The 26,004-nt window shown below is 28.1% G+C and carries 27 protein-coding genes, 2 tRNA genes and 2 rRNA genes; 27 read left to right on the plus strand and 4 right to left on the minus strand.

Annotated elements, in window-relative coordinates; all coding sequences use genetic code 11:
- The 3 genes from I4V51_RS09770 to I4V51_RS09780 form a co-directional block, all read left to right on the plus strand.
- A 23S ribosomal RNA gene (locus I4V51_RS09770) occupies window positions 1–76 on the plus strand; the annotation flags it as partial.
- A 117-nt stretch (window positions 77–193) separates the two neighbouring features.
- A 5S ribosomal RNA gene (gene rrf / locus I4V51_RS09775) occupies window positions 194–310 on the plus strand.
- A gap of 5 nt (window positions 311–315) precedes the next feature.
- Window positions 316–391: transfer RNA gene (locus tag I4V51_RS09780), tRNA-Phe, on the plus strand.
- Between the two features lie 191 nt (window positions 392–582).
- Here the strand turns inward: I4V51_RS09780 and bcp are convergent.
- Window positions 583–1,044, minus strand: a complete 462-nt coding sequence (bcp, locus tag I4V51_RS09785) for a thioredoxin-dependent thiol peroxidase (RefSeq protein ID WP_195988256.1) — start codon at window positions 1,042–1,044, stop codon at window positions 583–585.
- A gap of 138 nt (window positions 1,045–1,182) precedes the next feature.
- Between bcp and I4V51_RS09790 the strand changes: the two genes are divergently transcribed.
- On the plus strand, window positions 1,183–1,929 hold the full coding sequence (locus tag I4V51_RS09790; protein WP_195988257.1) for a peptidylprolyl isomerase: 747 nt from the start codon (window positions 1,183–1,185) through the stop codon (window positions 1,927–1,929).
- A 97-nt stretch (window positions 1,930–2,026) separates the two neighbouring features.
- Here I4V51_RS09790 and I4V51_RS09795 read toward each other — a convergent pair whose 3' ends face one another.
- Complete coding sequence (locus I4V51_RS09795) at window positions 2,027–2,668, minus strand: HAD family phosphatase (protein WP_195988258.1); 642 nt, start codon at window positions 2,666–2,668, stop codon at window positions 2,027–2,029.
- Between the two features lie 65 nt (window positions 2,669–2,733).
- Window positions 2,734–2,809: transfer RNA gene (locus I4V51_RS09800), tRNA-Pro, on the minus strand.
- A gap of 146 nt (window positions 2,810–2,955) precedes the next feature.
- On the opposite strand from I4V51_RS09800, the gene I4V51_RS09805 reads away from it, so the two are divergent.
- The 4 genes from I4V51_RS09805 (at window position 2,956) to rsmI (ending at window position 6,415) form a co-directional block, all read left to right on the plus strand.
- Window positions 2,956–3,258: a hypothetical protein gene (locus tag I4V51_RS09805; protein WP_195988259.1), complete on the plus strand. Its 303-nt coding sequence runs from the start codon at window positions 2,956–2,958 to the stop codon at window positions 3,256–3,258.
- 222 nt (window positions 3,259–3,480) lie between these two features.
- Complete coding sequence (locus I4V51_RS09810) at window positions 3,481–4,704, plus strand: C40 family peptidase (protein WP_195988260.1); 1,224 nt, start codon at window positions 3,481–3,483, stop codon at window positions 4,702–4,704.
- A gap of 120 nt (window positions 4,705–4,824) precedes the next feature.
- A complete protein-coding gene (locus I4V51_RS09815) occupies window positions 4,825–5,565 on the plus strand; it encodes a tRNA1(Val) (adenine(37)-N6)-methyltransferase (protein WP_195988261.1) in 741 nt (246 codons plus the stop codon).
- Between the two features lie 4 nt (window positions 5,566–5,569).
- Window positions 5,570–6,415, plus strand: coding sequence for a 16S rRNA (cytidine(1402)-2'-O)-methyltransferase (rsmI, locus tag I4V51_RS09820; RefSeq protein ID WP_195988262.1), 846 nt, complete (start codon window positions 5,570–5,572; stop codon window positions 6,413–6,415).
- Between the two features lie 72 nt (window positions 6,416–6,487).
- Here rsmI and I4V51_RS09825 read toward each other — a convergent pair whose 3' ends face one another.
- Window positions 6,488–6,733, minus strand: coding sequence for an AbrB/MazE/SpoVT family DNA-binding domain-containing protein (locus I4V51_RS09825; protein WP_133015918.1), 246 nt, complete (start codon window positions 6,731–6,733; stop codon window positions 6,488–6,490).
- Window positions 6,734–7,187: 454 nt separating this feature from the next.
- On the opposite strand from I4V51_RS09825, the gene I4V51_RS09830 reads away from it, so the two are divergent.
- The 19 genes from I4V51_RS09830 (at window position 7,188) to I4V51_RS09920 (ending at window position 25,858) form a co-directional block, all read left to right on the plus strand.
- Entirely contained in the window at window positions 7,188–7,775 is a 588-nt protein-coding gene (locus I4V51_RS09830; RefSeq protein ID WP_195988263.1) for a DUF1836 domain-containing protein, read from the plus strand.
- A gap of 186 nt (window positions 7,776–7,961) precedes the next feature.
- Window positions 7,962–10,271, plus strand: a complete 2,310-nt coding sequence (locus I4V51_RS09835; protein ID WP_195988264.1) for an ATP-dependent DNA helicase — start codon at window positions 7,962–7,964, stop codon at window positions 10,269–10,271.
- A 66-nt stretch (window positions 10,272–10,337) separates the two neighbouring features.
- The gene (locus I4V51_RS09840; RefSeq protein WP_195988265.1) at window positions 10,338–11,189 is read left to right on the plus strand and encodes a YihY/virulence factor BrkB family protein; all 852 of its coding nucleotides are present in this window, start codon (window positions 10,338–10,340) and stop codon (window positions 11,187–11,189) included.
- 87 nt (window positions 11,190–11,276) lie between these two features.
- A complete protein-coding gene (locus I4V51_RS09845) occupies window positions 11,277–11,636 on the plus strand; it encodes a single-stranded DNA-binding protein (RefSeq protein ID WP_195988266.1) in 360 nt (119 codons plus the stop codon).
- Window positions 11,637–11,906: 270 nt separating this feature from the next.
- The gene (locus tag I4V51_RS09850; protein WP_195988267.1) at window positions 11,907–12,206 is read left to right on the plus strand and encodes a DUF6514 family protein; all 300 of its coding nucleotides are present in this window, start codon (window positions 11,907–11,909) and stop codon (window positions 12,204–12,206) included.
- A gap of 82 nt (window positions 12,207–12,288) precedes the next feature.
- Window positions 12,289–12,669: a holo-ACP synthase gene (gene acpS / locus I4V51_RS09855; protein ID WP_195988268.1), complete on the plus strand. Its 381-nt coding sequence runs from the start codon at window positions 12,289–12,291 to the stop codon at window positions 12,667–12,669.
- 120 nt (window positions 12,670–12,789) lie between these two features.
- Complete coding sequence (locus I4V51_RS09860; RefSeq protein ID WP_195988269.1) at window positions 12,790–13,401, plus strand: germination lipoprotein GerS-related protein; 612 nt, start codon at window positions 12,790–12,792, stop codon at window positions 13,399–13,401.
- Between the two features lie 355 nt (window positions 13,402–13,756).
- Window positions 13,757–14,017, plus strand: coding sequence for a hypothetical protein (locus I4V51_RS09865; RefSeq protein ID WP_195988270.1), 261 nt, complete (start codon window positions 13,757–13,759; stop codon window positions 14,015–14,017).
- Window positions 14,018–14,025: 8 nt separating this feature from the next.
- Window positions 14,026–14,379 (plus strand): type II toxin-antitoxin system PemK/MazF family toxin, encoded by a 354-nt coding sequence (locus I4V51_RS09870; RefSeq protein ID WP_005212255.1) that lies wholly within the window; start codon window positions 14,026–14,028, stop codon window positions 14,377–14,379.
- Between the two features lie 245 nt (window positions 14,380–14,624).
- Window positions 14,625–15,449, plus strand: coding sequence for a transketolase (locus I4V51_RS09875; protein ID WP_195988271.1), 825 nt, complete (start codon window positions 14,625–14,627; stop codon window positions 15,447–15,449).
- Window positions 15,449–16,393 (plus strand): transketolase family protein, encoded by a 945-nt coding sequence (locus tag I4V51_RS09880; protein ID WP_195988272.1) that lies wholly within the window; start codon window positions 15,449–15,451, stop codon window positions 16,391–16,393. The genes I4V51_RS09875 and I4V51_RS09880 overlap by 1 nt, the downstream gene beginning before the upstream one ends.
- A gap of 175 nt (window positions 16,394–16,568) precedes the next feature.
- A complete protein-coding gene (locus I4V51_RS09885) occupies window positions 16,569–17,420 on the plus strand; it encodes a YitT family protein (RefSeq protein WP_195988273.1) in 852 nt (283 codons plus the stop codon).
- Between the two features lie 26 nt (window positions 17,421–17,446).
- Window positions 17,447–18,286, plus strand: coding sequence for a YitT family protein (locus tag I4V51_RS09890; RefSeq protein ID WP_195988274.1), 840 nt, complete (start codon window positions 17,447–17,449; stop codon window positions 18,284–18,286).
- 117 nt (window positions 18,287–18,403) lie between these two features.
- The gene (ftsE, locus tag I4V51_RS09895) at window positions 18,404–19,090 is read left to right on the plus strand and encodes a cell division ATP-binding protein FtsE (RefSeq protein ID WP_195988275.1); all 687 of its coding nucleotides are present in this window, start codon (window positions 18,404–18,406) and stop codon (window positions 19,088–19,090) included.
- Window positions 19,080–19,970: a permease-like cell division protein FtsX gene (ftsX, locus tag I4V51_RS09900; RefSeq protein ID WP_195988276.1), complete on the plus strand. Its 891-nt coding sequence runs from the start codon at window positions 19,080–19,082 to the stop codon at window positions 19,968–19,970. The genes ftsE and ftsX overlap by 11 nt, the downstream gene beginning before the upstream one ends.
- A gap of 151 nt (window positions 19,971–20,121) precedes the next feature.
- On the plus strand, window positions 20,122–21,396 hold the full coding sequence (locus tag I4V51_RS09905; protein WP_195988277.1) for a S41 family peptidase: 1,275 nt from the start codon (window positions 20,122–20,124) through the stop codon (window positions 21,394–21,396).
- 14 nt (window positions 21,397–21,410) lie between these two features.
- A complete protein-coding gene (locus tag I4V51_RS09910; protein ID WP_195988278.1) occupies window positions 21,411–22,685 on the plus strand; it encodes a PDZ domain-containing protein in 1,275 nt (424 codons plus the stop codon).
- A 176-nt stretch (window positions 22,686–22,861) separates the two neighbouring features.
- Window positions 22,862–24,829 (plus strand): excinuclease ABC subunit UvrB, encoded by a 1,968-nt coding sequence (gene uvrB / locus I4V51_RS09915; RefSeq protein WP_195988279.1) that lies wholly within the window; start codon window positions 22,862–22,864, stop codon window positions 24,827–24,829.
- 336 nt (window positions 24,830–25,165) lie between these two features.
- Window positions 25,166–25,858 carry a response regulator transcription factor gene (locus tag I4V51_RS09920; protein ID WP_195988280.1) on the plus strand — a complete coding sequence of 231 codons (693 nt, stop codon included), beginning with the start codon at window positions 25,166–25,168 and terminating at the stop codon, window positions 25,856–25,858.
- The last annotated feature ends 146 nt before the right edge of the window (window positions 25,859–26,004 follow it).

Raw genomic sequence — 26,004 nt, forward strand, 5'->3', positions numbered from 1 at the left:
AAGGTTGATAGGTCAGAGGTGTAAGTGCGGTAACGTATGTAGCTGACTGATACTAATAGGTCGAGGGCTTGACCAATAAAATAGAATAATTCATGTGCAATTTTGAGATAACAATATCTCTAAAGGAAACTCACTCAAACGAGTTGAGGAGTACAAGGTTTTAACTAAATCGAAGATTTAGAAAACCATAGCATCTGGTGATGATGGCGTAGAGGAAACACTCCTTCCCATTCCGAACAGGAAAGTTAAGCTCTACAGCGTCAATGGTACTGCACGGGTGACTGTGTGGGAGAGTAGAACGTTGCCAGGTAATGTGGCTCGATAGCTCAGTCGGTAGAGCAGAGGACTGAAAATCCTCGTGTCCCTGGTTCGATTCCTGGTCGAGCCACCAGGAAAAAAGCACTAACTTAAGTTAGTGCTTTTTATTTTGCTTTAAATAAATAAATTACAATATAACTAAACTACAAACTAAAGCTTATATGCGGTGATGATGAAAATTAATGATATAAAATTTATTAAGTAATTTAACATCTTCTGGTTATATCATTAATTTTCTGTTTTACTGTAGTTCGAAGTTTTATTCTATAGTTCGTTTAAATCTTGAAGAACAGTATTAACATGTTCTTTAACTTTAACTTTTCTATACTCTTTAACAAGAATACCTTCTTCATTAATTATAAAAGTACTTCTTTCTATCCCCATAACTTTTTTACCATACATGTTTTTCTCTTTAATAACATTAAATAATTTACAAACTTCTTCATTTTCATCACTTAAAAGTATGAATGGAAGATTAAATTTTTCAATAAATTTAGCATGAGATTTTAAAGAATCTCTACTTATACCGATAACAATTGCATTTTTATCAGTAAAGTTAGTAGTATTATCCCTAAAGTCACAAGCTTCAGTTGTGCAACCAGGAGTATTATCTCTTGGATAAAAATAAAGTATTACCTTTTTACCTTTATATTGACTTAATTTATGTTCCTTATCATCAGAACCCATTAGTGAAAAATCAGGAACTAAAGAATTAATTTCTACCATATTGACCTCCTAAATTTTAATAATAATTATTATTATATAATAATAGAAAAATATAATCAATAAAATAATTGTAACTATATACATTGATAAAAATCTGATATAATTATATACATCATATACAAAAAAGGAGAATTTTATATGGAAAACAAAATTTTAGCTACTATTTCAGGTATTGAAATAAGAGAAAATGATTTAAATGCAATAATAATGAGATATCCTGCAGATAAAAGAGGAATGTTTAACTCTGAAATGGGTAAAAAGCAATTATTAGAGCAAATGATTTCATTTGATTTAATGTACAAATTAGGAACTGAAATGAAAATAAATGAAACAGAAGAGTATAAGGCAAACTTAGCTCAAGTTGAAAAAGATTTACTTACACAAGTAACAATTAATAAAGTGCTATCAGAAGTAACTGTTACTGATGAAGATGCTAAGAAATATTATGATGAGCATAAAAATGAATTTGAACAACCAGCAACAGTATCTGCAAAGCATATATTAGTTGATAATGAAGAATTATGCTCTGATGTTAAGAATAAAGTAGAAAATGGAGAGTTATCTTTTGAAGAAGCTGCTAAACAATACTCTACTTGCCCATCTAAAGAACAAGGTGGAAGTCTTGGAGTATTTGGTAGAGGAATGATGGTTCCAGAATTTGAAGAAGCTGCTTTTGCATTAGATTTAGAAAAAGTAAGTGAACCAGTTCAAACTCAATTTGGATATCACTTAATTAAAGTTGATGCTAAAAATGAACCAAAGACTTTAGAATTTGAAGGTGTTAAAAATCAAATTATACAAAAGTTAATTCAAGAAAATCAAGAAAAGAAATATTTAGATTTAATAAAAGAACTTGAAGCTAAATATGATGTTAAGAGATTTTAGTTTAATAGAAATATTAAACTAGCAATAAAAAATCACATGTTAATACAAATGCGTATACATGTGATTTTTTTTGATATTAAGTTTAAATATTTAATGATTAAAGTAATTCTTCATAACTATATATGTACTTGTCGCATTCTTTTTTTAGGATATCAACTTGATGTTTAGCATGTTCATCATATACACCAGTAACTTTCATACCAGCTAATTTAACACCTTCAACAGCAGCGATTATATCTTCATATACCATACATTCAGAAGGCGGTACTCCTAGTTTTTTAGCTGCCAATAGATATATATCAGGATTGCTTTTACTTTTCTTTACTTCATCTGTAATTGTAATAGCATCAAATAAATGAAAAGCATTGTTAGCTTTTAATGTTGCAGTTAATAAAGGCATAGAATTACTAGTAGCTAGTCCTATTTTTATCCCTAAATTTTTTAGTTTTTGTAAATATTCAAGAGAACCATTTTTTAATTTTACGTTATTTTTATAATGATCATATGCCATAGAGTTCCAAGTAGACATTATGTCATCGATTGAATCTTCAATAGAAAATCTATTTTTAAAATATTCAGCAGTTTGAGAAAAACTTAGATGAGTAATTTCATCAGTTAAATTATTCGGAACAGCATGTCCTTTTTTAGATAAATAATCTATATCTATTTGGTGCCATACCCACATAGAATCAACAAGTGTACCATCTAAATCGAATATAGCAGCTTTTATATTATTCAAATAATCATCTCCTAACTTTAGAAAAATATATAACAAAAAAAGAGATAGATCAAAACCTATCTCTTTGGTCGGGGTGACAGGGATCGAACCTGCGACCTCATGGTCCCAAACCACGCGCGCTCCCATCTGCGCCACACCCCGAAGTACATTTAATATTATATTTGTAATTTGTAACTATGTCAACACTTTTATTAAAATATATTTATAAAATTTATTTGGTTGATAAGTTATAGTAATAATTATTGTGTTATAATTTTATATTGTAAATATTTTTGTGAGGTGAGAATATGAATATTACAGTTATAGTAATGTTTCTAGGGAGCTTAGGATTCATTCTATTAGGGGCATTTTTATTGAACAACAAGTATATAAAGAGTATAGATACTACAGATAAAGAAGCCTATAATGAAGTTAAAGCAATGAAGGTTAGTGGATATACTAATTTAGGAATAGGGGGAATAGGGTTAATATGCTCTGTTATATCTTTTATTTCTGGAGCTGTTAGTAAAACAGTTGTTATTATATTTGTTTTGTGTATAGCTTTATTATCTACCACTCAATACATATTAAATAAAAAAATCAGAAAATAAACGATAAATATTATTTATTAATACTTGCTATAAATTAGCAAGTATATTATTTTTATATGGTTAAAAAAGGGTATTGATTTTCCAGGAAATAAAATAATAGTATACATTTACATTGAGTAAATTAGCAGTTTTTAAAATTTACCATTGTCCAAAGTTTCCATAAGTGGTATAATGGTAAGGAAAACAAAGGAGAGGGGGAAGGTCAGAGACCTACGGACAAAAATGAAGAAAAAAATAATATCAGCTTTATTGGCTGCAACTTTAGTTATTACTTCAGCAATGCCTGCCTTTGCAACACCAAATCAAGAAGTAATAGAAAATCAGAAAAAATATGATGAATTAACGAAAAAGATAGAGGATATAAATACTCAAATATATGCTTTAAATGGGGAAATAGAACCTTTAGTACAAACAATTGAATCTAATAATACTCAAATGGAACAAATAAAGGTTGAAGTAGAAAATACAGAAAAAGAAATTGAAACTGCGAAAGAAGAGATTTCTAAGACTGAAGAAGTTTTAGGAAAAAGAATCAGAGAGTTATATAAATCAGGTGGACAAAGTAGCTACATAATGCTATTATTTAGCGCTGATAGTTTTAATGATTTAATTAGCAAGATTGAATCAACTAACAGATTAGTAAACATAGATAAAAAGATGGTTAAAGAATTAGAGGACAAGCAAGATACTCTAAATGAAAAAATTGCATCTTTAGATGAAAAAGATAAAGAGCTTACTAAGGTAAATGAAGAAACTCAAAAGTCTTTAAGCGAATTTGAGTCTAAGAAAGCTGAACAAGAAAAATTAGTTGCACAAGTACAAGCTGAACAAGCAGAATTTGAAAGAGAATTCTTAGCTGTTTCAGAAAGACAATTAGTTACGCCACAATTTGCAGTTATAGAGAATGCATCAAGTTCAATTGCAGATTTAAATAGTGCAATTAGTCAATTAAGAAACATTAGAGATAACCAAATTAAGAGTGGGATTGTTAAAGAAGAAATTAATGCTAAAATAGAAGCAGCACAAAGTAAAGTATCACAACTTCAAGCTGCGATAGATGCTCAAAACTCTTCTAGCAAACCAAATAGAGGAGATTCAACAGTATCTGCAACAGGCAATGCGATAGTTGATTATGCATATCAATTCTTAGGATGTGATTATGTATATGGAGCAACTGGTCCAAATACATTCGACTGTTCTGGATTTACTCAATATGTATTTAGGAATGCAGCAGGTGTAAGCTTACCAAGAACAACATTTGATCAAATAAATGTTGGAACACCTGTTTCTTACAATGATCTTCAACCAGGGGATTTAGTATTCCCACATACTGGACATGTTGGTATATATGTAGGAAATGGACAAATGATACACGCGCCAAGTACTGGTGATGTAGTTAAGGTTTCAAGCGTATATAAATTCTATACAGCAAGAAGAGTATTATAATTTGTATTTATAGGCTAGGATTTTATTAATCCTAGTCTTTTTTGTATATAATATGTATAATAAAAGTACTTAGTTTACAATTGAATAATATTACGAAGCAATTTATTTAAGGAGTGTTTTATGAACGTTAAGATAAACATTGATGAGGGAATAGATGATTTACAGCTAAAAGGATTAAAATTAATTCAAAAGCAACAAGGGTTTAGATTTGGAGTAGATGCAGTTTTATTATCAGATTTTGCAAATATAAAAAATAAGCATAGAGTTGTTGATTTATGTACTGGTACAGGTATTATTCCTTTTTTAGTTTATGGAAAATATAATCCTAAAGAGGTTATAGGATTAGAAATACAAGATGATATGGTTGAAATGGCTAATAGAAGTTCTGAACTTAATGATATAACTGACATAGTGAAATTTGTTCATGGTGATTTAAAAGATAAGAAACTAATAGACTCGTTAGGAAAATTTGATGTAGTAACAGTTAATCCACCATATAAATTAAATAATGCAGGAATAGTTAACCCAAATGATAAATTAGCAATAGCTAGACATGAAGTAATGTGTACATTAGAGGATGTAATTGTATCGGGTAGGAGATTGCTTAAGGATAATGGAAGAATGTTTATAGTACATAGGCCAGAAAGATTAGCTGATATTTTTGGATTGATGAGAAAATATAAAATAGAGCCAAAGAGAGTTAGAATGGTTCAGCCTAATACTAAAAAGGCACCTAACATAGTTTTAGTAGAAGGACAAAGAGACGGTGGAGCATTTTTAAAATGGGAAGAAACATTATATGTATATGATGATAATGGAAATTATAGTGAAGAAATAGATCGTATTTATGGAAGGAAGTAATTATATGGAATATGGAAAGGTATATTTAGTACCTACACCAATAGGTAATTTAAAAGATATAACATTAAGAGCATTAGAAGTGCTAGAAAGTGTAGATGAAATTGCAGCTGAAGACACAAGACAAAGCTTGAAGTTATTAAATCATTTTAATATAAAGAAGCCACTTTTTAGTTATCACCAACATAATGAACAAGGAAAAAGTGATGAAATAATATCTAAGTTAGAATCAGGCAAAAATATAGCAATAGTTACAGATGCAGGTACACCAGGAATATCAGATCCAGGTAGTGTAGTAGTAAGAAAATGTATAGAAAATAATATTTCATTTGAAGTGTTACCAGGGGCTACAGCTATAACAACAGCATTAGTTTATTCAGGGTTAGATACTACAAAATTTATATTTAGAGGATTTATTCCAAGAGAAACTAAAGAGAGAAAGATATTAGCTGAGGAAATAAAAGATAAAAAAGAAACATTAATTTTTTATGAATCACCACATAGACTTATAGACACTTTAGATTACTTAAAGCAAACATTAGGAGATAGAAATATAGCTGTTTGTAGAGAGTTAACAAAATTACATGAAGATATATATAGAGGAACTATTGGAGAAGCATATAATTGGTTTTTAGAAAATAAGCCAAGAGGTGAATTTGTATTAGTTATTTCTGGCAAAAGCGAAAGTGAATTTAGAGCAGAAAAAGAGCAGGAGCTTAGTGGCATAACAGTTGAACAACATTTAATTAACTTAATTAATGAAGGAATAGATAAAAAGGAAGCTATTAAAATAGTTGCAAAAGAAAGAGAAATGCCTAAAAAGGAAGTTTATAAAATAGCAATTGATTTATAAATTAATAGAGAGACTACTATATTAGTAGCCTCTCTTATTTATCTAATAAAAGTATGTATAGTAATAAATTAATTACTTACCAACTTTTAATTCTTCCATACAGTTTTTGCAGATGTTTTTACCTTTGTAATTAACAACATCTCTAGCATCACCACAGAAGATACAAGCTGGTTCATATTTCTTTAATATGATTTGTTCACCATCTACATATATTTCTAAAGCATCTTTTTCAGCGATATCTAAAGTTCTTCTTAATTCTATTGGAATAACAATTCTTCCAAGTTCATCTACTCTTCTAACAACTCCAGTTGATTTCATTTTAAATTCCTCCTTAAACAAGTTTCGACATTTAGCAGATTAATGTTACCAGATATGTAATTAAAAGTCAATAATAAACTTTAAAAAAAAGTTTTAATTACAAAATTCTTGCTAAATTAATTCATAAATAAACTATACTACCATAATTTTGAAAAGTCAATAACATTTTATAAAATAAATGACAAAATAAACACAATAAAACACAGCTTGTACTCTAATATTGTAGAATTACAGTGGACAAGTTTAAAAAAATTAAATATCTTACAATAAAAAAAGAAAAAAAAGTAAAAAATATTAAGAGTGTAAGAATAGTTTTAATAAAAGCTGTTAAAAATTAATATTATACTAACAAAAAAATAACACATAAGATAGACGAAAGTAACTTGTAATAAGTTTATAATTACTATATAATATATATATGATTGAATATAGAAGAAAAATGAGGTGAAATAATATGGTTAATAAGATTGATAATAATTATATAAAAGAGTTAGCAGAAGAAATATCTAATACATCGATGATATCTTATGAAGAGTTACCAAAATATGATCTTTTTTTATCTCAAGTCATAGATTTTTTAAATGATAAGTTCGTTGAAGATAAATATACTAATAATATAGTTCAAAACTATATAAAAAGTGAAGTTATTAGTAAACCAGAAGACGGTAAAAAAAGAGGATATACTAAGATACATTTAGTGCAACTGGTATTATTAAGTTATATGAGACCTATACTTACAACAGAAGAAATTAAGAAGGTTTTCAGTTTAGCTTTTAATGAGATAAATGATAGATCTGATGATATTATAGATTGGGAAACAGCATATAAACTATTCTTCGAAACTCAAGGAGAAAGTTTTGATAAGCAGTTAGATGCTACAGCAATAAATGATGAAAAATTAGAAGATATTATTAAAGAGTTAGAATTAGATGAAAAAGATGAAAACAGTATTAGAACATTTGTTATAGTGTTATCTTTAATTGCTCAGGCTAGTGCTATTAAAAAACTAGTTCAGAAAATAGTAAAAGAATATCATTCTTAAATTGGATTCTAAATCTTTGATTTAGTTAAGTGAGTTTGGATGAAAATTCAACTTTAATTTGATTAGTTGAGGTTACACACAGTACAATTACTTTATTTAAGAATAATGAATTTCTAATATTAAGCTACCGATTAACTTGGTAGCTTTTTTGTTATAATAAAATAGTAAGATAAGAGAGGTCATGTTATGAATGAAAAATTACTATTTAAAGAATCAGTTAGAGGAATAGTTGAATATGTATTAAAAAGTGGTAGCTTAGATGATAGATTTGTATCTAGAGGTCGTGCTGTTGATGGTACAATTGCTCATGGAAAGCTTCAAAAAGATAATGCGTTAGTATATGAAGATTATGAGAAAGAAGTAAAGTTGCAGCATGAATTTAAAAGAGAAAATGTAATTTTATTAGTAGAAGGAAGAGCTGATGGAATTATAAAGGAAAAAGACAATATAATTATAGAAGAGATAAAGTCAACTTATATGGATTTAAGTTATTTATATGAGGATTACAATTTATTACATTGGGCTCAAGGGAAGTTTTATGGCTATATTTATTGTATTAATAACAATATAAAAAATATAACTATAAGATTAAGTTATTTTAACTTAAATACTGATGAAGTGAGATCTTTTGATCATATATATACTGTAGAGGAATTAGAGGTATTTGTATATGAATTAGTAAATAAATATTTAGAAACATTATCTTTAAAGGAAGAGTTTAAAGATAAGAGAGATAAAAGTATAAAGGAGCTAAAATTCCCTTTTAATACTTATAGAAAGGGGCAAAGGGAGTTAGCAGTAAGTTGTTATAGTAATATAAGAAAAAAAGGTATATTATTTGCACAGGCTCCTACAGGAATAGGAAAAACTATATCTACTATTTTTCCAGCAATAAAGGGGATAGGAGAAGGTAGTGGTGAGAAAATAATATACTTAACCGCGAAAACAATAACTAGGACGGTAGCAGAAGAAGCGTATATTAAGTTATTTAAAAAAGACTTAAAGTTTAAGGTAGTTACTATTACTGCTAAGGAAAAAATATGCCTTAATGATGAAGTAAAGTGTAATCCAGATGATTGTATTTATGCAAAAGATTATTTTTCAAAAATAAATAATGTAATAAATATTTTAATAAAAAGTAATAATAAATTTTTTAGAAATGAAATAATTAAATATGCTAAAGAATATAAAGTATGTCCTTTTGAACTTTCTTTGGATTTAAGTAATTGGTGTGATGGAGTAATTTGTGATTATAACTATGCATTTGATCCAAGAGTAAGGTTAAAAAGAATATTTGAGGATAGAAATGAAGATAATATATTATTGATAGATGAGGCCCATAATCTAGTTAATAGGGCTAGGGAAATGTATAGTTGCACTTTAGAAAAAAGTAAGGTTATGGATGTTAATAAGGTCATAAAAGGAAAAGCGCCGAATTTGTATAAAATTTCAAATTCTATAAATAAAGAAATGATAAATATAAGAAGAGAGCTAGAAGAAATAAATAAGCGTTTTAAATATCATAATGAACAGTATAAAGAACTAATAAAGCTTTTAAGAGCCTTTGTTAATGAAGCTGATGGTTATTTAGTTAAAAATAAGGGTACAGATGGATATGAAGAAGTATTAGATTTTTATTATGAGTCAAGAAATTTTATTGCTGCAAGTGAGTTATATGATAAAGAATATACAACTATTTTAAAGAGTGATAAAAATGAGTTTACTATAAAGATATTTTGTATTAATCCAGCAAAAAACTTAAGACAGGTTCTTAAAAGTGCATATTCAAGTATAATATTTTCTGCTACATTATCTCCAGTAAAATATTATGTGGATTTAATAGGTGGAGACGAAGAAAGTTTTAAATTAAGGTTTGATTCACCATTTAATAAAGAAAATTTATCAACATATTTATATCCGTTAGATATGAGATACGTTAATAGAGAAAAAAATATTGATATATTATGTAATGTTATAAATAATTTTATAAATGAAAAAAAAGGAAACTATATGGTGTTTATGCCTTCTTTTGAATATCTAAACAAAGTATATATAAGATATATAGAATTGTATGGAGAAGAGGGTGCTATAGTACAAGAAGAAAATTTGACTGAAATAAAAAAAGAAAAGTTTTTAGATAATTTTAATGAAGGTAATAATATTGCTGGATTTACAGTTGTAGGTGGAATGTTTTCAGAGGGAGTAGATTTACCAGGGGATAAATTAATAGGAGCTGTAATTGTTGGAGTTGGATTTCCTATGGTTTCTATTGAAAACAATATAATATCAGAATATTTTGAAGCAAATGGTTTTGATTATTCTTATACTTATCCAGGAATAAATAAGGTTCTTCAATCAGTAGGAAGAGTAATAAGGACAGAATATGATACCGGAAGAATATTATTAATAGATAGACGATATTCAAGTGCTAAATACAAGTTAATTTTGCCTAAGGAATGGGAAATAAAAGATTATAAATTTAAATGTAAAAAATAGAAATTAACTGTATAATATGGTATAGATTATATTTTTGAAATATTAGAAAGGAAATATGGTGATATTATGTCGAAAAAAGAGACTAACAGAAAAAAAGGTTTCTTTGAGTTTATAATTTATTTCGTAGTAAAAATAAGAGATGATGATATATTTGCCTTGGCTGCACAGTTAGCCTATTATTTAATATTATCATTTTTTCCATTTTTAATTTTCCTGTTAACATTAGTAGGATTTAGCAATTTAGATTCGATGGAGGTATTAGGAGCATTAAGAGCAGTTTTACCAACTAGTGCATTTGAACTTATTTATAACGTAATTATAGAAATTATAGAAAAACAAAACACAGGATTATTAGGAGCATCATTATTGTTAGTTATTTGGTCAGCATCATCTGCTTTTAGAGCAGTAATTAAGGGAATAAATAAAGCTTATGGATTAAAAGAGAACAGATCGTTTATAAGAAGAGCTATAATAGCAATATTATGCACATTTTCATTAGCTTTTGTAATAATGTTGACATTAGTAATGTTAGTATTTGGACGATTAATAGGAGATTTATTAGCTTCATATATACCTTTCCCAGAGGTTGTATATAAAGTATGGAATTTTTTTAGATATGCAATTGGAATATTTATGATGATATTTATATTTGCTAGTATATATAGATATACGCCTTCAAAGAGACTAAAATGGAAGGAAGTTGTTCCAGGGGCTATTTTTTGTACATTAGGATGGTTAGTTGTATCTTTAGGTTTTTCATTTTATATAAATAATTTTAGTAATTACTCGAAGATATATGGGGGATTAGGAGCTGTTATTATATTAATAACTTGGCTATACCTTACTTCAATAATTCTTATTTCTGGTGGCGAGATTAATTCAGTTATAGTTATTAGAAAAACAAACTTATTAAATTAATGATTTATACATTCATTATACTTTCCATGAATAGAAAAATTTTAAGTGGTTATACTCAAAAGTGAAATATTCAGGAGGTGTAATTAAATGAATAAAATAGTATTATTAGGAAAACTTATAAAGGACCCTGAACTAAAGACTATAGATAATGGCGAAAAAGTTTTTACTAGGTTCATAATAGCGGTGGATAGAAATTTCAAATCAGCTGATGGAACTAGAAAAGCGGATTTAATTCCAGTAACTATATGGGGAAGAAAAGCAGAAGTTGTTTGTAAGTATATGACTAAAGGAAGCTATATTAGTCTAAGCGGAAGATTAAAAACAGGAAGTTATGAAGATAAACAAGGAAATAAAAAATATATAGCAGAAGTTGTTGCTGAAGATTTTAAATTTGTTGGAAATAGAAGAGATTTTAGAGAAAATAACGAAGTTAGTGGCGAAGAATAGGGTGTTAAATAGAGATTGTTATAAAACAATCTCTATTTTTTTAAAGAAAATTTCTTATAGTAGTATAACTTTCGACATTTATTATAATAAGAAAAATAATACTAGTAGTAAATAAAGTTATAATATTAAATGAAAAAAGTGTAATAAATTACAATTATGTTGAAAGCTAAGGAAAAATTTATTTTATATGGCACCACCATTTGACATAATTTTAATTCAATGTATGGTATTGTTTTATTATTAAATAATATGTAGAGGGGTAAGGGAATTATGAAGATAAATAAAACATTAAGCACAATAGTAAATATTAATGAAAAAGAAGTTAAGTATATTTATAGAATGATTGAAAAAAGAATAAGAAATAGACAAGTATTTGGAATCGAAATTGAAAGACAAGATTTTAGTGATGGACAAGTAGTAAATCTAGAAAGAGATTATGTAAGTTTAGTAGCAAGTGAAGAAAAAAGAGCTAATGATATATTACTATTATTATTTAATAATTTAGTTTCACCTATACATCTAGTAGATATTGTTGGTGAATATTCTGATTTATGTGCAGCTGAATTTTAAAATTATATTTACATAAAGGATGGTTACAGAAGATAATTAGATTATTCTTATGGATATATAATTTAACAAAAGAGGTGATTTTATGATATTGGGAGTTGGAACAGACATAATAGAAATTGATAGAATAAGTAAAGCAATAAACAATACAACAATGTTTTTAGAGAAGGTATTTACTGAAAGGGAAATTGAACAACTAACTAAGACTAAACTTAGAGTGGAGAGTGTGGCAGGAAACTTTGCAGCAAAGGAAGCGGTAAGTAAAGCATTAGGAACTGGAGTTAGAGGATTCAACCTTAAGGATATAGAAATATTAAGAGATGAATTAGGAAAACCTATAGTAGAGATATCTGATAAAGTAAAAGAACTAATAAAAGTTAATAATTATTTATTTAATGTTTCTATTTCTCATAATAAAACCTGTGCAATTGCATTTGTAGTACTAGAATCGCAACAATCTACATAATATTTATAGGCTTATAATTAACATAAATAATATTTTTTAAGTAACTTAACAATAAATTATGAATAAAATCCATAAGTATTTAATATTAGTAATAATGAAATAGTGATTATGGGAGGATCTATGAGAAAAAAAATTATTATAACATTATTACTTATTATACCTTTTATATCTATTGCTCTTGTTGTTATTTTTAGGGGGGTAATTTCACCAAATAACGAGGAGATAATTAGAGATTTGAAAAATATTAAATGTTATGAAACAAAAGTTGAGTACATAGTGAAGAATAGCAAAGGAGAAGAAAGAGAGGAGACGACGCAGTATTATTCGAAAGATGATGGTGTAAGAATTGAATTTGCCGATGAAAAAGTTAAGATTTATAAATCAGATGGAATTCATGTAAAAGATAATTCATCCACTGGGGAATATATAGTAGATAATGAGATGGATATACTTCATTCCATGGCATTTATGAATAAGATATTATCTTATCCGTTAAAGAGTGAATCTGTAAAAGAGGGACAAGAAGAGTGGGGAGATAAAATATATATACAGGTGGATACAGAATTATTTTTAAATAATGAGCATTTTAATAGTGCTAGAATTTTTATAAATAAAAAAACAAAAACACCTATTGGAATTATAGTTTATGATAAAGATGGTAATGATTCAATGAGAATAATATATGAAGATTTTAAGATTCTTAAAGAAGTTGAAAAAGAGTTATTTAATTAAAGTTTTAAGACAAGTATAGATGAATACTGAATTTAATCTAAAAATTCAGTATTCATAAAACAAACTTAATTTTTAGATAAAATTATAGTAAACCAATGATTAAATATAGAGAAATATTATAAAGAAAATTTAGCCGATGTAGTATTTAGTTAAATCTAGCTGTATTTTTGATAGTGACAATCTAAGTACATAGTAATCATCTTATGAGAAATGATTTTGATATACTTTATAAAATTGAAAAAAATGTAAAAAATTATAAAATTTACGCATATAGTGACATTTCTATTTACAAAATGACATATTTTGAAATATAATTTTCTTATACATAGGAAATAGAACTCCTAGGAGGTCAAATATGTCAAAAAATATAGATAATACAATAATTCGTAAATTTAGAGATGATTTTGAAAAAAGTAGTAAATTTATTAAAGATAGTTTAATAGTATATAGTGAGGAGAATGAAGCAAGTGAGTTCTTTGAATTAATGAAAAATGGATATAAGGAAATGTCGAAAATTAATTTAGAACTTTCATATGATGCTCATTCATCACAAAAGTCACTTAAATACAAGTTCGATGATATAAATGAATATGAGAAATGGCTTTGCGGAGTGTGATATTTTTAATGACGACTATGGTTGTAAAAAGAGGGGATATTTTTTATGCAGATTTAAGTCCTGTTATAGGCTCTGAGCAAGGTGGTATTAGACCTGTAATTATAATACAAAATGATATAGGTAATAAGTATAGCCCTACTGTAATAGTAGCAGCTATAACTTCTCAAATTAATAAGGCCAAGCTTCCGACACATGTTGAGATTTCTTCAGAGGAATATGGATTAAATAGAGATTCTGTTGTGTTATTAGAGCAAATAAGGACTCTAGACAAAAAAAGGCTTAAAGAAAAGATAGGTCATATGACAGAGGCTGATATGAAAAAAGTAGATAAATCATTACTTATTAGTATAAGTCTAGCTTAAATATTTAATTTAACTAACTAAAAAAGACAATACAGTTATGTATTGTCTTATTTTTGTATAAATTTAGTAATAATATATATAAAGCAATATATGTGATATACAATTTAAAAACAATAATGTATACTTTAGTTTAAAATAGTGTATACAAATAGAAAATCATATGTTAAAATAAATTTGGGTAATTTACATAATTAAAGAGTATAATAAAGTATATTAATATAAATTGTTACGACGGAGGCTTTTAAATGGTTAATAATGTAGAAGAATTAAAATCAATATCTAAACTAATCAGAAAAGATATAGTTTCAATGTTAACAGAATCAGCATCAGGACATCCAGGAGGATCTTTATCTTCAGCTGATATTGTGACTACACTTTTCTTTAAGGAAATGAACATAGATCCAAGTAATGCAAAAAATCCAGATAGAGATAGATTCGTATTATCAAAAGGGCATGCGGCACCAGTTTTATATAGTGCTTTAGCAAGAAAAGGATTCTTCCCAGTAGAAGAATTAAGTACTTTAAGAAAATTTGGATCAAGATTACAAGGACATCCAAGTATGAAGTGTTTACCTGGTATTGATATGTCAACAGGTTCTTTAGGTCAAGGAATTTCTTCAGCAGTAGGAATGGCTTTAGCTGGGAAAATAGATAACAAGGCATATAGAGTATATACTATTTTAGGTGATGGTGAATTAGAAGAAGGTCAAGTATGGGAAGCTTCTATGTGTGCTGCACACTATAAATTAGATAACTTAACTGCTTTTATAGATTTTAATGGACTACAAATAGATGGAAATATAGAAGATGTTATGAATCCATCACCAATAGATAAAAAGTTTGAAGCTTTTGGATGGAATGTATTAGTTATAGATGGACATAATTATGATGAAATAATAGATGCTATAGAAAAAGCAAAAGAGTGTAAGGATAAACCAACAGCAGTTATATGTAAAACTGTTAAAGGAAAAGGTGTATCATTCATGGAAAATGAAGCTGCATGGCATGGTACAGCACCAAGTAAAGAGCAATGTGAAAAGGCTTTAGCTGAGATTGGAGGAGAGAGATAATGAGTAAGAAAATCGCTACAAGAGAAGCATATGGAAAAGCATTAGCAGAATTAGCAAAAGAAAATGAAAATGTAATAGTATTAGATGCTGATTTATCTAAGTCTACAAAAACAGCTGACTTTAAAGCAGTTTGCTCAGAAAGATTCTTCAATATGGGAATAGCTGAAGGTAATATGATGGGGGTTGCTGCAGGTTTATCTACTTGTGGAAAGATTCCTTTTGTAAGTACTTTTGCAATGTTTGCTGCAGGTAGAGCTTTTGAACAAATAAGAAACTCAATCTGCTATCCTAAATTAAATGTTAAAGTTTGTGCTACACATGCGGGATTAACAGTTGGAGAAGATGGAGCATCTCACCAAACTGTTGAAGATTTATCATTAATGAGAAGTATACCAAACATGGTAGTTATTTCACCTGCAGATGCAGTTGAGACTATGGCTGCAATTAAGGCTATAGCTAAATATGATGGACCTTGCTATGTAAGATTAGGAAGAGCTGCAGTTAATGTTATAAATGATGAAAACACTTATGAATTTAAATTAGGAAAAGGTGTTGTAGTATCAGAAGGTAAGGATGCTACTATAGTTGCAACTGGAATTATGGTTGATGCTGCTATAGAAGCAAGAGAAATTTTAGCACAAGAAGGAATTGATGCTAAAGTTATAAACATACATACAATCAAACCTTTAGACAATGAATTAATCATTGAATCAGCTAAGGAAACAGGAGTTATAGTAACTGCTGAAGAACATAGCATAATTGGTGGATTAGGGTCTGCTGTTGCAGAAGCTGTTACTGAAAAGTACCCAGTACCAGTTTTAAAGGTTGGAGTTAACGATACTTTTGGAGAAAGTGGTAAGCCAGATGAATTATTAAAGGCTTATAATTTAACTGCACAAGATATAGTTAATAAAGTTAAAGAAGCAATTACTTTAAAAAAATAGATTTATATATACCACAAAACAGTTATTTTACCACTTAAAACTGCGATAAAAAAATCGCAGTTTTTTTATGGTTAAAAAAGGTATATAATTATTAAGGATATTAAATAGATTAGGATAAAAATTATATTTGTGAGGGAAAATAATACAAATAATCTAAGTTTTAAGGAGAATTTATATGAGTAAAGGGAATTTTAAAGATTTTGTGTTAATAACTATTGGAATTCTATTAGTTGCAATATCTGTAGTATATTTTTTTGATCCAAATAATATTGCGGCTGGAGGAATAACTGGTTTAGCTATTGTAATAAATCATTACATACCATTTATATCTATAGGTCCTCTAGTTCTAATGATGGATGGAGTTTTATTTATAATTGCATTAATAGTAATAGGACCTAAGTTTGGAGCTAAAAGTATATATTGTAGTCTTTTATTATCAACCTCTATGTGGGTTATGCAAAAATTTCTACCATTTAATGTTACAGATGATTTGATGTTAGCAACAATATTTGGTACATTAATAGCAGCGGGTGGAATGGCAATTGTATTTAATGCTAATGCTTCAAGTGGAGGAACTGATATAATTGCTAAAATACTTAATAAATTTTTCCATTTTGATATAGGTAAATCATTACTTATGGTAGATTTCTTAGTAACCTTACTTGGTGCTATGACATTTGGTATAAAAATGGGTCTATATGGTTTATTAGCTGTAATAGTTAATGGAGTTGTCATTGATAGAATAATATCAGGATTTAAAGTAAAAAGCGAAATAACTATAATAAGTGAGAAAAATAAAGAGATTAGTAAATATATATTAAAAGATTTAGAAAGAGGATGTACTTTTATCAAAGGTGTTGGTGGATTCACTGGGAAAGATACTGCAATGTTATATACTGTTTTAGATAGAAGTGAATTTATAAAGTTAAAAAAGCATATTAGCGAAATTGATAAATTTGCTTTTATTACAGTTGGGGAAGTACATGAAGTTATGGGTGAAGGATTTAAAGGAATTGATGAGGATTAAAAATTAAATAAAGATAGGAGATACTTATGCAGAAAATTAAAGAATACTTATTAACTACATTAGGAATAGCATTAACAGCAATAGCTCTAGAATACTTTTTCTTTCCATGCGATATTGCAGCTGGAGGAGTATCAGGGATAGGATTAGTTGTTAATAAACTTTTAGGTTTAGACACTAGTATGGTTGTGCTTGTTCTTAATATTGTACTATTTATATTAGCATTTGTTGTTTTAGGTAAATCTTTTGGAGGTAAAAGTATTTATGCAACAATAATGCTTTCAGTATTTATGTGGATAATTGAAAAGTTTTTCACACCAGGAGTTTTAACTGAAAATATGTTTTTAGCTAGCTTCTTTGGGTCAATTATACTTGGTATGGGAGCAGCTATAGTATTTCATCAAGGTGCATCTACAGGTGGAACTAGTATTATAGCCGCAATTATTAGTAAATTTACTCCAATAGGAATAGGAATATCAGTATTACTTACAGATTCATTTGTGTGTATATTAGCTATTAGTGTATTTGGTGTAGATAAAGGATTATTTGGATTCTTTAGTGTAATTTTAATAGGATTAGTTATAGATAAGTTTATAGATGGATTTAACAGATGTAAGCAAGTATTTATAATTACATCAAAAGAAAAAACCATAGTTAATCATATAATAAAAAGTATTGATAGAGGTTGTACAGTTTTAAATGGTCATGGTGGATATACAGGAAGCGATGTAAAAATAATTTACACAGTATTAAGTACAAAAGAATTTATAGCATTAAAAAAATATGTAAAAGAAATAGACCCAGATGCATTTGTAACAGTTAATGAATCAACAGAAGTTCTTGGAAAGGGATTTACTGATTTTCAATAGAAATCTAGTAATATGAGGTAATTGAAGCTGAAGTATTGGTATTATGCCTTTTTGTATGATATAATGGCTTTAGAGTTTTTAAAATTGTTAAACTTAAAGTTGTAAGAGGTGTTATTTATGATAGAATTTAAGGACGTGTCCAAGATATATGATAATAATGTTAAGGCATTATCAAATGTAAATATAAAAATAGATTCAGGAGATTTTGTTTTCTTAGTTGGACCATCTGGTGCTGGTAAATCTACTTTTATAAAAATGTTATTAAAAGAAGTAGATCCAACAATGGGAGATATTATAGTAGCAGATAAGGAATTATCTAAAGTAACTAGAAAACAAATACCGTATTACAGAAGAAAAATCGGAATGGTATTCCAAGACTTTAGATTAATACCTACTTTAAATGTATACGAAAATGTTGCATTTGCAATGAGAGTAGTAGAAGCTTCTCAAAGGGAAATAAGAAGAAGAGTACCTATGGTATTATCACTAGTAGGATTATCTCATAAATATAAAATGTTCCCTAATGAGTTATCAGGTGGAGAACAGCAAAGAGTATCTTTAGCAAGAGCTATAGTTAATAATCCAGCTGTGTTAATAGCCGATGAACCTACAGGAAACTTAGACCCGGAAACAGCAAAAGAAATAATGGGATTATTAGAAGATATAAATAGAGCAGGAACAACTATATTAATGGCAACTCATGCAAAAGACATAGTTGATAATATGCAAAAGAGAGTTATAGCTATTGATAAAGGAACGATAGTAAGAGACGATAGAAAGGGGATGTACGAGAATGAAAATTAGCACGTTAAATTACTTTATAGTAGATGCTTTAAAGAGTATAAAGAGAAATAGGACAATCAGTGTAGCTGCTATGATAACTGTATTAATAACTTTTTTCGTTTTTGGTACATTTACTTTATTAGCATTAAACTTTAATAAAAGTATAGAAGATGTAGCATCTAAAATTCAAATTCAAGTATATTTAAAAGATGACATAAAATTAGTTGATCAAAAAGAGATAGAACTTAAATTGATGGAAGATCCTCAAGTAAGTGAAGTTACATATGAATCTAAAGATGAAGCCTTCTTAAATTTAAAAGAAAACTTAGGAAGCAATGCTGGATTATTAGAAGGATATGATTTAACTAATAACCCATTACCAAGTTCATTTATAGTTAATTTAAAAGATCCTTCATATGCTGGAGAAGTATCAAAATCAGTTGAAAGTATGACTGGTGTTGAAGGTATAGGAAATCAACAAGACGTAATTAACACAATAAGTAAGTTTGTTGATGTAGTTCAAATCGTGGGTATAGGATTATTTGTAGTATTTGTAGGTGTTTCAGTATTCTTAATAATGAATACAATCAAGCTTACAGTTTACTCAAGAAGAAGAGAAGTCGGAATAATGAAGTTTGTTGGTGCAACAGACTGGTTTATTAGATGGCCTTTCGTTATTGAAGGTATAATAATTGGTGCAGTTGGGTCATTGGCATCAAGTATAGTATTATACTTTGCATATAATGGTATATTTAAGTGGATTGTTTCATCTATGTTTATAGTAAACTTAGTACAACCACAATTTGTTTTAACAACTTTATTAGCGTGCTTTGTTGGAGGCGGTATAGTAGTTGGAGCAATAGGAAGTATATTTGCATTAAGAAAATTCTTAGTTGTTTAGTATATAGAATTTGTTAATTAGGCAAAAATAAAGATATATATAGAAATCATATAAAACTACAACTCATTACATTTGTTATGGGTTGTAGTTTTAAGTGAATAAAGGGTAATTTTAGCTAATATAAATTATTTAGAGAAAGGAAAGAAAAATAATGGAGAATTTTAACGGAGAGGAAAATAAACCAAGGAAACCCCAAAAAACTACAAAAAAAATATTTAAATACTTAATTGGAGCAGGAGTTTTATTAATAACATATGGAGGAGTATTTTATTTAGGAAATACATTGGCTACTAAAGGTGTTATTATGGGATCTGTACCAGAAAAAGCGGTTAGTGACCTAGGAGATATTCAAGATACTGAAAAATATTCAAATTTATTTAACCTAAGAAGTATGTTATTTTCTATGTACGATGGAGAAATAGATGATGAGGTGCTTTTAGAAGGGGCTATGAAAGGAATGGCTGAGTCTTTAGGAGATCCATACACTGTATATATGGATAAAGATGAATTCACAACATTTATGGAATCAAGCCAAGGAAGTTTTTATGGAATAGGAGCGCAATTAGGTGTTAGAGATGGTAATGTAAGTATAATATCTCCAGTCGAGGGATCACCAGCAGAAAAAGCAGGTTTAAAGGCCGGAGATATAATATTAAAAGTTGATGATTATGAAGTGGTAGATTTAAACACAGAAGCAGTTGTATCTAGAGTTAGAGGAGAAGAAGGTGTTCCGGTTACTTTAACTATAAAACGTGAAGGTGTAGATGAGCCATTAGAAATAGAAATAGTAAGAGCTGAAATAAAGACTGAATCAGTAAAAGGAGAAATTTTAGAAGATGGAATAGGCTATATTCAAATAACAACTTTTAGTGATGAAGAAGTAAGTGATAAGTTTAATGAAAAATTAAATGAATTAAAACAACAAGGAATGAAAAAACTAATATTAGATTTAAGAGGAAACCCAGGTGGATACTTAAATGAATGTGTTGAAATAGCTTCTAATTTCATTCCTGAAGGAGAAGTTGTTACTTACACTATTGATAAGTATAACAAAAAGGTAATATCAAATTCGATAGGCGGAGATGCAATTGGAATGCCAATGGTTGTACTTGTTGATGGTGGAAGTGCTAGTGCTTCAGAAGTTGTAACTGGTGCTTTAAGAGATCATCAAGCTGCAACAATAATTGGAAAAACAACTTTTGGTAAAGGTATAGTGCAACAACTTAAAGTGTTACCTAATGATATGGGAGGGCTTAAAGTTACAACATCTAAATATTACACACCAAATGGTGAAAATATTCATGGTACAGGAATAGAGCCAGAAATAGTTGTAGAGATTCCACAAGAAATATTACAAAAGGATTATGATAGAAGCATTGATCCACAATTTCAAAAAGCATTAGAGGTAGTAAGAGAGAAGAATTAATTAGGAGGCTCAGAATGGATTTAATAATTCATAGCTTAAAGTCTATAGCAGTAGCAATAATTGAGCCAATGCATTTAGTTATGCTTGTAGTTTTTGGGATAATATTTTATTTTAAAAATGTTAGAATAGTTTCTATTCAAAAAATGACATTAGGAGAGGGGATAAATTCCCCTCTAGAACTTACATTATCTCAAATTGTATTAGGAATATTAGCAGGTGCAATTGGAAGTATAATATTATCTGTACTTGGAGTTACATTTAGTGAGAGCTCAGGAATAGAATTTATATTTATGATATCAATATTATCTTTATTTTATAAAAAGAAATACATATCATATGCCTACTCTTCAGCTATATTAGGTATTATAGGAATTGCTTTAAAGCTTGCCAGTGATTTTACTGGAATGAAGTTGTTTCTAAATGTTGATATATTATCATTGATGACTTTCATAGGAGTTATATATATAATTGAAGGATTTTTAATTATGTTTGATGGAAGTAGAGGAGCAATACCAGTGTTCACAAAAAAAGAGGACAAAATAGTTGGAGGATTTTCATTTAGTAGATATTGGCCAATACCGGTTGCAATACTTATGATTTTTAGTAATAGCATACCTGGAGATGAGTCAGTTTATTCTAATGTGGCTTCATGGTGGCCTATTATAAATAATAAAGCAATATTAGGTTTATTAAGCACTATTATGATAGCAAGTATTCCTTTATACGGAATATTAGGATATAGTAACATTACCTTTACGCAAGAAAAGAAAACTAAGTCCCTTAGATGTGGTACAGTAATTTTAATATATGGTGTATCAGTTGCATTGGTGGCACAATTAGCAGGTATTAATATATTAGGTGAAATAATAGCTGTAATATATGCTCCATTAGCATTTGAGGTAATTATGCGATATGAATACAGAGTTGAAAAGAAAGGTGAATGCTTATATGTTAGTGATGATGAAGGAATAATGGTCCTTGAGGTAACTCCAAATTCACCAGCATACGAAGTAGGAATTAAGCGTGGAGATAAAATAATAGAAATTAATGGACAAAATATTAGCTCAGAAGGAGATATATTCAAGGTTGCTAGAGATAGTATACTTAAGGTTCCAATGAAAGTTAAAAACAATTCGGGACAAGTATTAGAATATATTATACAACCTAGAAATAAAAGGTTAGGAATGCTTTTAGTTCCTAAAATGGTTAAAAAAGAAGATATGTTTGAAATAAAACCAGATGACTTAAAAAATATAATAAATGATCTTAAGAATAAAAATAGAGACTAATATAATTTAGTCTCTATTTTTTCTTAGGAAGCGTTATTGGTTATAAAAGTTTAAAAAATGGTGAATATAAGAAATAAAATCTATTTATATTTTCTTATTTTAAAGGTAATATTATTTTAGATAATTTAAGTTTAAGGTATATTTAAATTAATAAATAATAATTTGGAGGTGAGTATATGGGAGAATTTAAAATTCATTCTAAATTTAAACCAACAGGAGATCAACCAGCAGCTATTAAAAGTTTAGCTAATGGAATAAAAGATAATGAAAAATATCAAACTCTTTTAGGAGTTACAGGATCAGGTAAGACATATACAATGGCAAATATAATAGAAAAAGTTCAAAAGCCAACAATAGTTTTAGCACATAATAAAACATTAGCAGCTCAATTATGTTCAGAATTTAAAGAGTTTTTTCCAGATAATATAGTTGAATATTTTGTTTCTTATTATGATTATTATCAACCAGAAGCATATGTTCCACAAACAGATACATTTATTGAAAAAGATGCATCTATAAATGATGAAATAGATAAATTAAGGCATTCAGCTACATCGGCATTATTTGAAAGAAAAGATGTTATAATAGTAGCTTCAGTTTCATGTATTTATGGATTAGGTAATCCAGATGAATATAAAAAACTTACTATATCTTTAAGAGTAGGAATGGAAAAGGATAGGGATGAGATAATAAAGAAGCTTATAGAAATTCAATATGAAAGAAATGATATTGATTTTTCAAGAGGTACTTTTAGGGTAAGAGGAGATTCTTTAGATATTATTCCGGCATCATCATCTACAAAGGGAATTAGAATTGAATTCTTTGGTGATGAAATAGATAGAATAAGAGAGTTTGATGTTTTAACAGGAAAAATATTAGGCGAAAGAGAGCATGTTGCTATATTCCCAGCATCTCACTTTGCTGCATCAAAAGAAACATTAGATAAGGCGATAAAGGAAATAGAAGATGAGCTTGAAGAAAGATTAAAAGAATTAACATCACAAGATAAATTATTAGAAGCTCAAAGATTAAGACAAAGAACTAATTATGATATAGAAATGATTAAGGAAATGGGATATTGTAGTGGAATAGAAAATTATTCAAGGGTATTAGATGGAAGAGCACCAGGTACTCCACCTAAAACCTTATTAGATTATTTCCCAGATGATTACTTAATGTTTATTGATGAAAGTCATGTTACGTTACCTCAATGCAGGGCAATGTATGCAGGTGATAGATCAAGAAAAGATACATTAGTTGAATATGGATTTAGGTTACCATGTGCATATGATAATAGACCGTTAAAATTTACTGAGTTTGAAAAGAAGGTAAATCAAGTTGTTTTTGTATCTGCTACGCCAGCACAATATGAATTAGACCACTCAACTAATATAGCAGAGCAAATTATAAGACCAACAGGACTTTTAGATCCAATAGTTGAGATAAGACCAGTTACTGGACAAATAGATGATCTTTATGCTGAAATTTTAAAAACAACAGAAAGAGGGTTTAGAACTCTAGTAACAACTTTAACTAAAAGAATGGCAGAAGATTTAACTAAATACTTAACTGAATTAGGAGTTAAAACAACTTATATGCATTCTGATATAAAAACTATAGAAAGAATGGAAATAATAAGGGATTTAAGATTAGGAAAGTTTGATGTACTTGTTGGAATTAACCTTTTAAGAGAGGGATTAGATATTCCAGAAGTTGCTTTAGTTGCAATTTTAGATGCTGATAAAGAAGGATTTTTACGTTCTGAAACATCAATGGTTCAAACCATAGGAAGAGCGGCAAGAAATTCTGAAAGTAAAGTAATTATGTATGCAGATAGAATTACAGGTTCAATGGATAGAGCAATTAAGGAAACTAATAGAAGAAGAGAAATTCAAATGAAATACAATGATGAGCATGGAATTGTTCCTAAAACTATAATAAAAGGAATTAGAGATGTAATTGAGGCAACGAAGGTTGCAGAAGAGTCTGTTGATTATGGTATTGATGAAGCTGTTGAGCTAACTGCTAAAGATAAGAAGAAGTTAATTAAACAATATACTGAAGAAATGAAAGATGCAGCTAAAAATCTTCAATTTGAAAGAGCCGCTGAACTTAGAGATATGATTAATAAACTGAATTCTTAGTACTAACAAAGTGATAAATGTGGATAGTGTTTAGTTTTTTAATTTTATGATATCATAGTATATAAAACTAATTTCCTAGGAAATTATATTAAATATTTTTATCCATACCATTTATAACTCTCATAATTAAAAATGATATAAATATGTTATAATAAAAGACGAAAAGTTTTGAAATCAAATGTATATAGTAATTAATGTTAATATACATTTATAATGAAATTCCATAGCCCATATATATTAAAACTGATTCTTATTTATGAATCAGTTTTTTTGTTTTGCAAATTATATTTGTTTGGTATAATTTGTATAGTAGTTAATATAAGGGAGAATAAAAATATGAATTCAAGTAAAAAGATATTAGTTGTTGAAGATGATTGGGATATTAATAAACTTTTATGTAAAATACTAATTCAAAATGGATATGAGGCTAGGGGAGCTTATTCTGGAAGTGAAGCAAAGATGTGTATAGAACAATTTGAATATGATCTTATAATTTTAGATTTAATGCTACCTGGAATATGTGGTGAAGAATTATTAGTTGAAATAAGAAAAAATCATGTTATGCCTATAATAGTAGCATCAGCTAAAACTAGTTCGGAAGATAAAATATCAGTACTTAAAATGGGTGCAGATGATTTTATAAGTAAACCCTTTGATATTAATGAAGTATTAGCAAGAGTTGAAGCTCAATTAAGAAGATATACTAAGTTTTCTAATATTAATAATATACATAAAATAAAACACAAAAATTTAGAGTTAGATATAGAATCAAGACAAGTACATGTTAAGGGAGTAGAAATTAACTTAACCGTTAGAGAGTTTGATATATTAGAACTACTAATTAGTAATCCTAATAAAGTATTTACTAGAGCAAATCTTTTTGAATCAGTTTGGAAAGATGATTTTATTGGTGATGATAATACTGTAAATGTACATGTTAGTAATCTAAGATCTAAGATTTCAAAAATAGATAAGGAAAATGAATACATCCAAACAGTATGGGGAATTGGATTTAAATTAAAAGAATAATCCACATAAAGCGCATGCCTCTGGGGTTAATCAAAATATTGGATTAACCCTAGAGGCATACTTTATTTTAAACTTAATACTTTCTTAATGTTTTCTTTAAGCTATCTTACAACTATGAGTATAGAATGTAATTAAGTTAAGAGAGT

This window comes from Clostridium sp. D53t1_180928_C8 (assembly GCF_015667795.1).
GTDB lineage: Bacteria > Bacillota > Clostridia > Clostridiales > Clostridiaceae > Clostridium.

What these genes read in the sequence shown, in the direction of transcription:
- I4V51_RS09885 (WP_195988273.1), top strand. Translation starts at nt 16,569, where the DNA reads ATGAGTAAAGGGAATTTTAAAGATTTTGTGTTAATAACTATTGGAATT.
- I4V51_RS09890 (WP_195988274.1), top strand. Translation starts at nt 17,447, where the DNA reads ATGCAGAAAATTAAAGAATACTTATTAACTACATTAGGAATAGCATTA.
- I4V51_RS09865 (WP_195988270.1), top strand. Translation starts at nt 13,757, where the DNA reads ATGTCAAAAAATATAGATAATACAATAATTCGTAAATTTAGAGATGAT.
- I4V51_RS09920 (WP_195988280.1), top strand. Translation starts at nt 25,166, where the DNA reads ATGAATTCAAGTAAAAAGATATTAGTTGTTGAAGATGATTGGGATATT.
- I4V51_RS09830 (WP_195988263.1), top strand. Translation starts at nt 7,188, where the DNA reads ATGGTTAATAAGATTGATAATAATTATATAAAAGAGTTAGCAGAAGAA.
- I4V51_RS09870 (WP_005212255.1), top strand. Translation starts at nt 14,026, where the DNA reads ATGACGACTATGGTTGTAAAAAGAGGGGATATTTTTTATGCAGATTTA.
- I4V51_RS09810 (WP_195988260.1), top strand. Translation starts at nt 3,481, where the DNA reads ATGAAGAAAAAAATAATATCAGCTTTATTGGCTGCAACTTTAGTTATT.
- I4V51_RS09815 (WP_195988261.1), top strand. Translation starts at nt 4,825, where the DNA reads ATGAACGTTAAGATAAACATTGATGAGGGAATAGATGATTTACAGCTA.
- I4V51_RS09840 (WP_195988265.1), top strand. Translation starts at nt 10,338, where the DNA reads ATGTCGAAAAAAGAGACTAACAGAAAAAAAGGTTTCTTTGAGTTTATA.
- I4V51_RS09845 (WP_195988266.1), top strand. Translation starts at nt 11,277, where the DNA reads ATGAATAAAATAGTATTATTAGGAAAACTTATAAAGGACCCTGAACTA.
- I4V51_RS09850 (WP_195988267.1), top strand. Translation starts at nt 11,907, where the DNA reads ATGAAGATAAATAAAACATTAAGCACAATAGTAAATATTAATGAAAAA.
- I4V51_RS09825 (WP_133015918.1), bottom strand. Translation starts at nt 6,733, where the DNA reads ATGAAATCAACTGGAGTTGTTAGAAGAGTAGATGAACTTGGAAGAATT.
- ftsX (WP_195988276.1), top strand. Translation starts at nt 19,080, where the DNA reads ATGAAAATTAGCACGTTAAATTACTTTATAGTAGATGCTTTAAAGAGT.
- I4V51_RS09860 (WP_195988269.1), top strand. Translation starts at nt 12,790, where the DNA reads ATGAGAAAAAAAATTATTATAACATTATTACTTATTATACCTTTTATA.
- I4V51_RS09790 (WP_195988257.1), top strand. Translation starts at nt 1,183, where the DNA reads ATGGAAAACAAAATTTTAGCTACTATTTCAGGTATTGAAATAAGAGAA.
- rsmI (WP_195988262.1), top strand. Translation starts at nt 5,570, where the DNA reads ATGGAATATGGAAAGGTATATTTAGTACCTACACCAATAGGTAATTTA.
- I4V51_RS09835 (WP_195988264.1), top strand. Translation starts at nt 7,962, where the DNA reads ATGAATGAAAAATTACTATTTAAAGAATCAGTTAGAGGAATAGTTGAA.
- uvrB (WP_195988279.1), top strand. Translation starts at nt 22,862, where the DNA reads ATGGGAGAATTTAAAATTCATTCTAAATTTAAACCAACAGGAGATCAA.
- ftsE (WP_195988275.1), top strand. Translation starts at nt 18,404, where the DNA reads ATGATAGAATTTAAGGACGTGTCCAAGATATATGATAATAATGTTAAG.
- I4V51_RS09905 (WP_195988277.1), top strand. Translation starts at nt 20,122, where the DNA reads ATGGAGAATTTTAACGGAGAGGAAAATAAACCAAGGAAACCCCAAAAA.
- I4V51_RS09805 (WP_195988259.1), top strand. Translation starts at nt 2,956, where the DNA reads ATGAATATTACAGTTATAGTAATGTTTCTAGGGAGCTTAGGATTCATT.
- I4V51_RS09875 (WP_195988271.1), top strand. Translation starts at nt 14,625, where the DNA reads ATGGTTAATAATGTAGAAGAATTAAAATCAATATCTAAACTAATCAGA.
- I4V51_RS09880 (WP_195988272.1), top strand. Translation starts at nt 15,449, where the DNA reads ATGAGTAAGAAAATCGCTACAAGAGAAGCATATGGAAAAGCATTAGCA.
- I4V51_RS09910 (WP_195988278.1), top strand. Translation starts at nt 21,411, where the DNA reads ATGGATTTAATAATTCATAGCTTAAAGTCTATAGCAGTAGCAATAATT.
- acpS (WP_195988268.1), top strand. Translation starts at nt 12,289, where the DNA reads ATGATATTGGGAGTTGGAACAGACATAATAGAAATTGATAGAATAAGT.
- bcp (WP_195988256.1), bottom strand. Translation starts at nt 1,044, where the DNA reads ATGGTAGAAATTAATTCTTTAGTTCCTGATTTTTCACTAATGGGTTCT.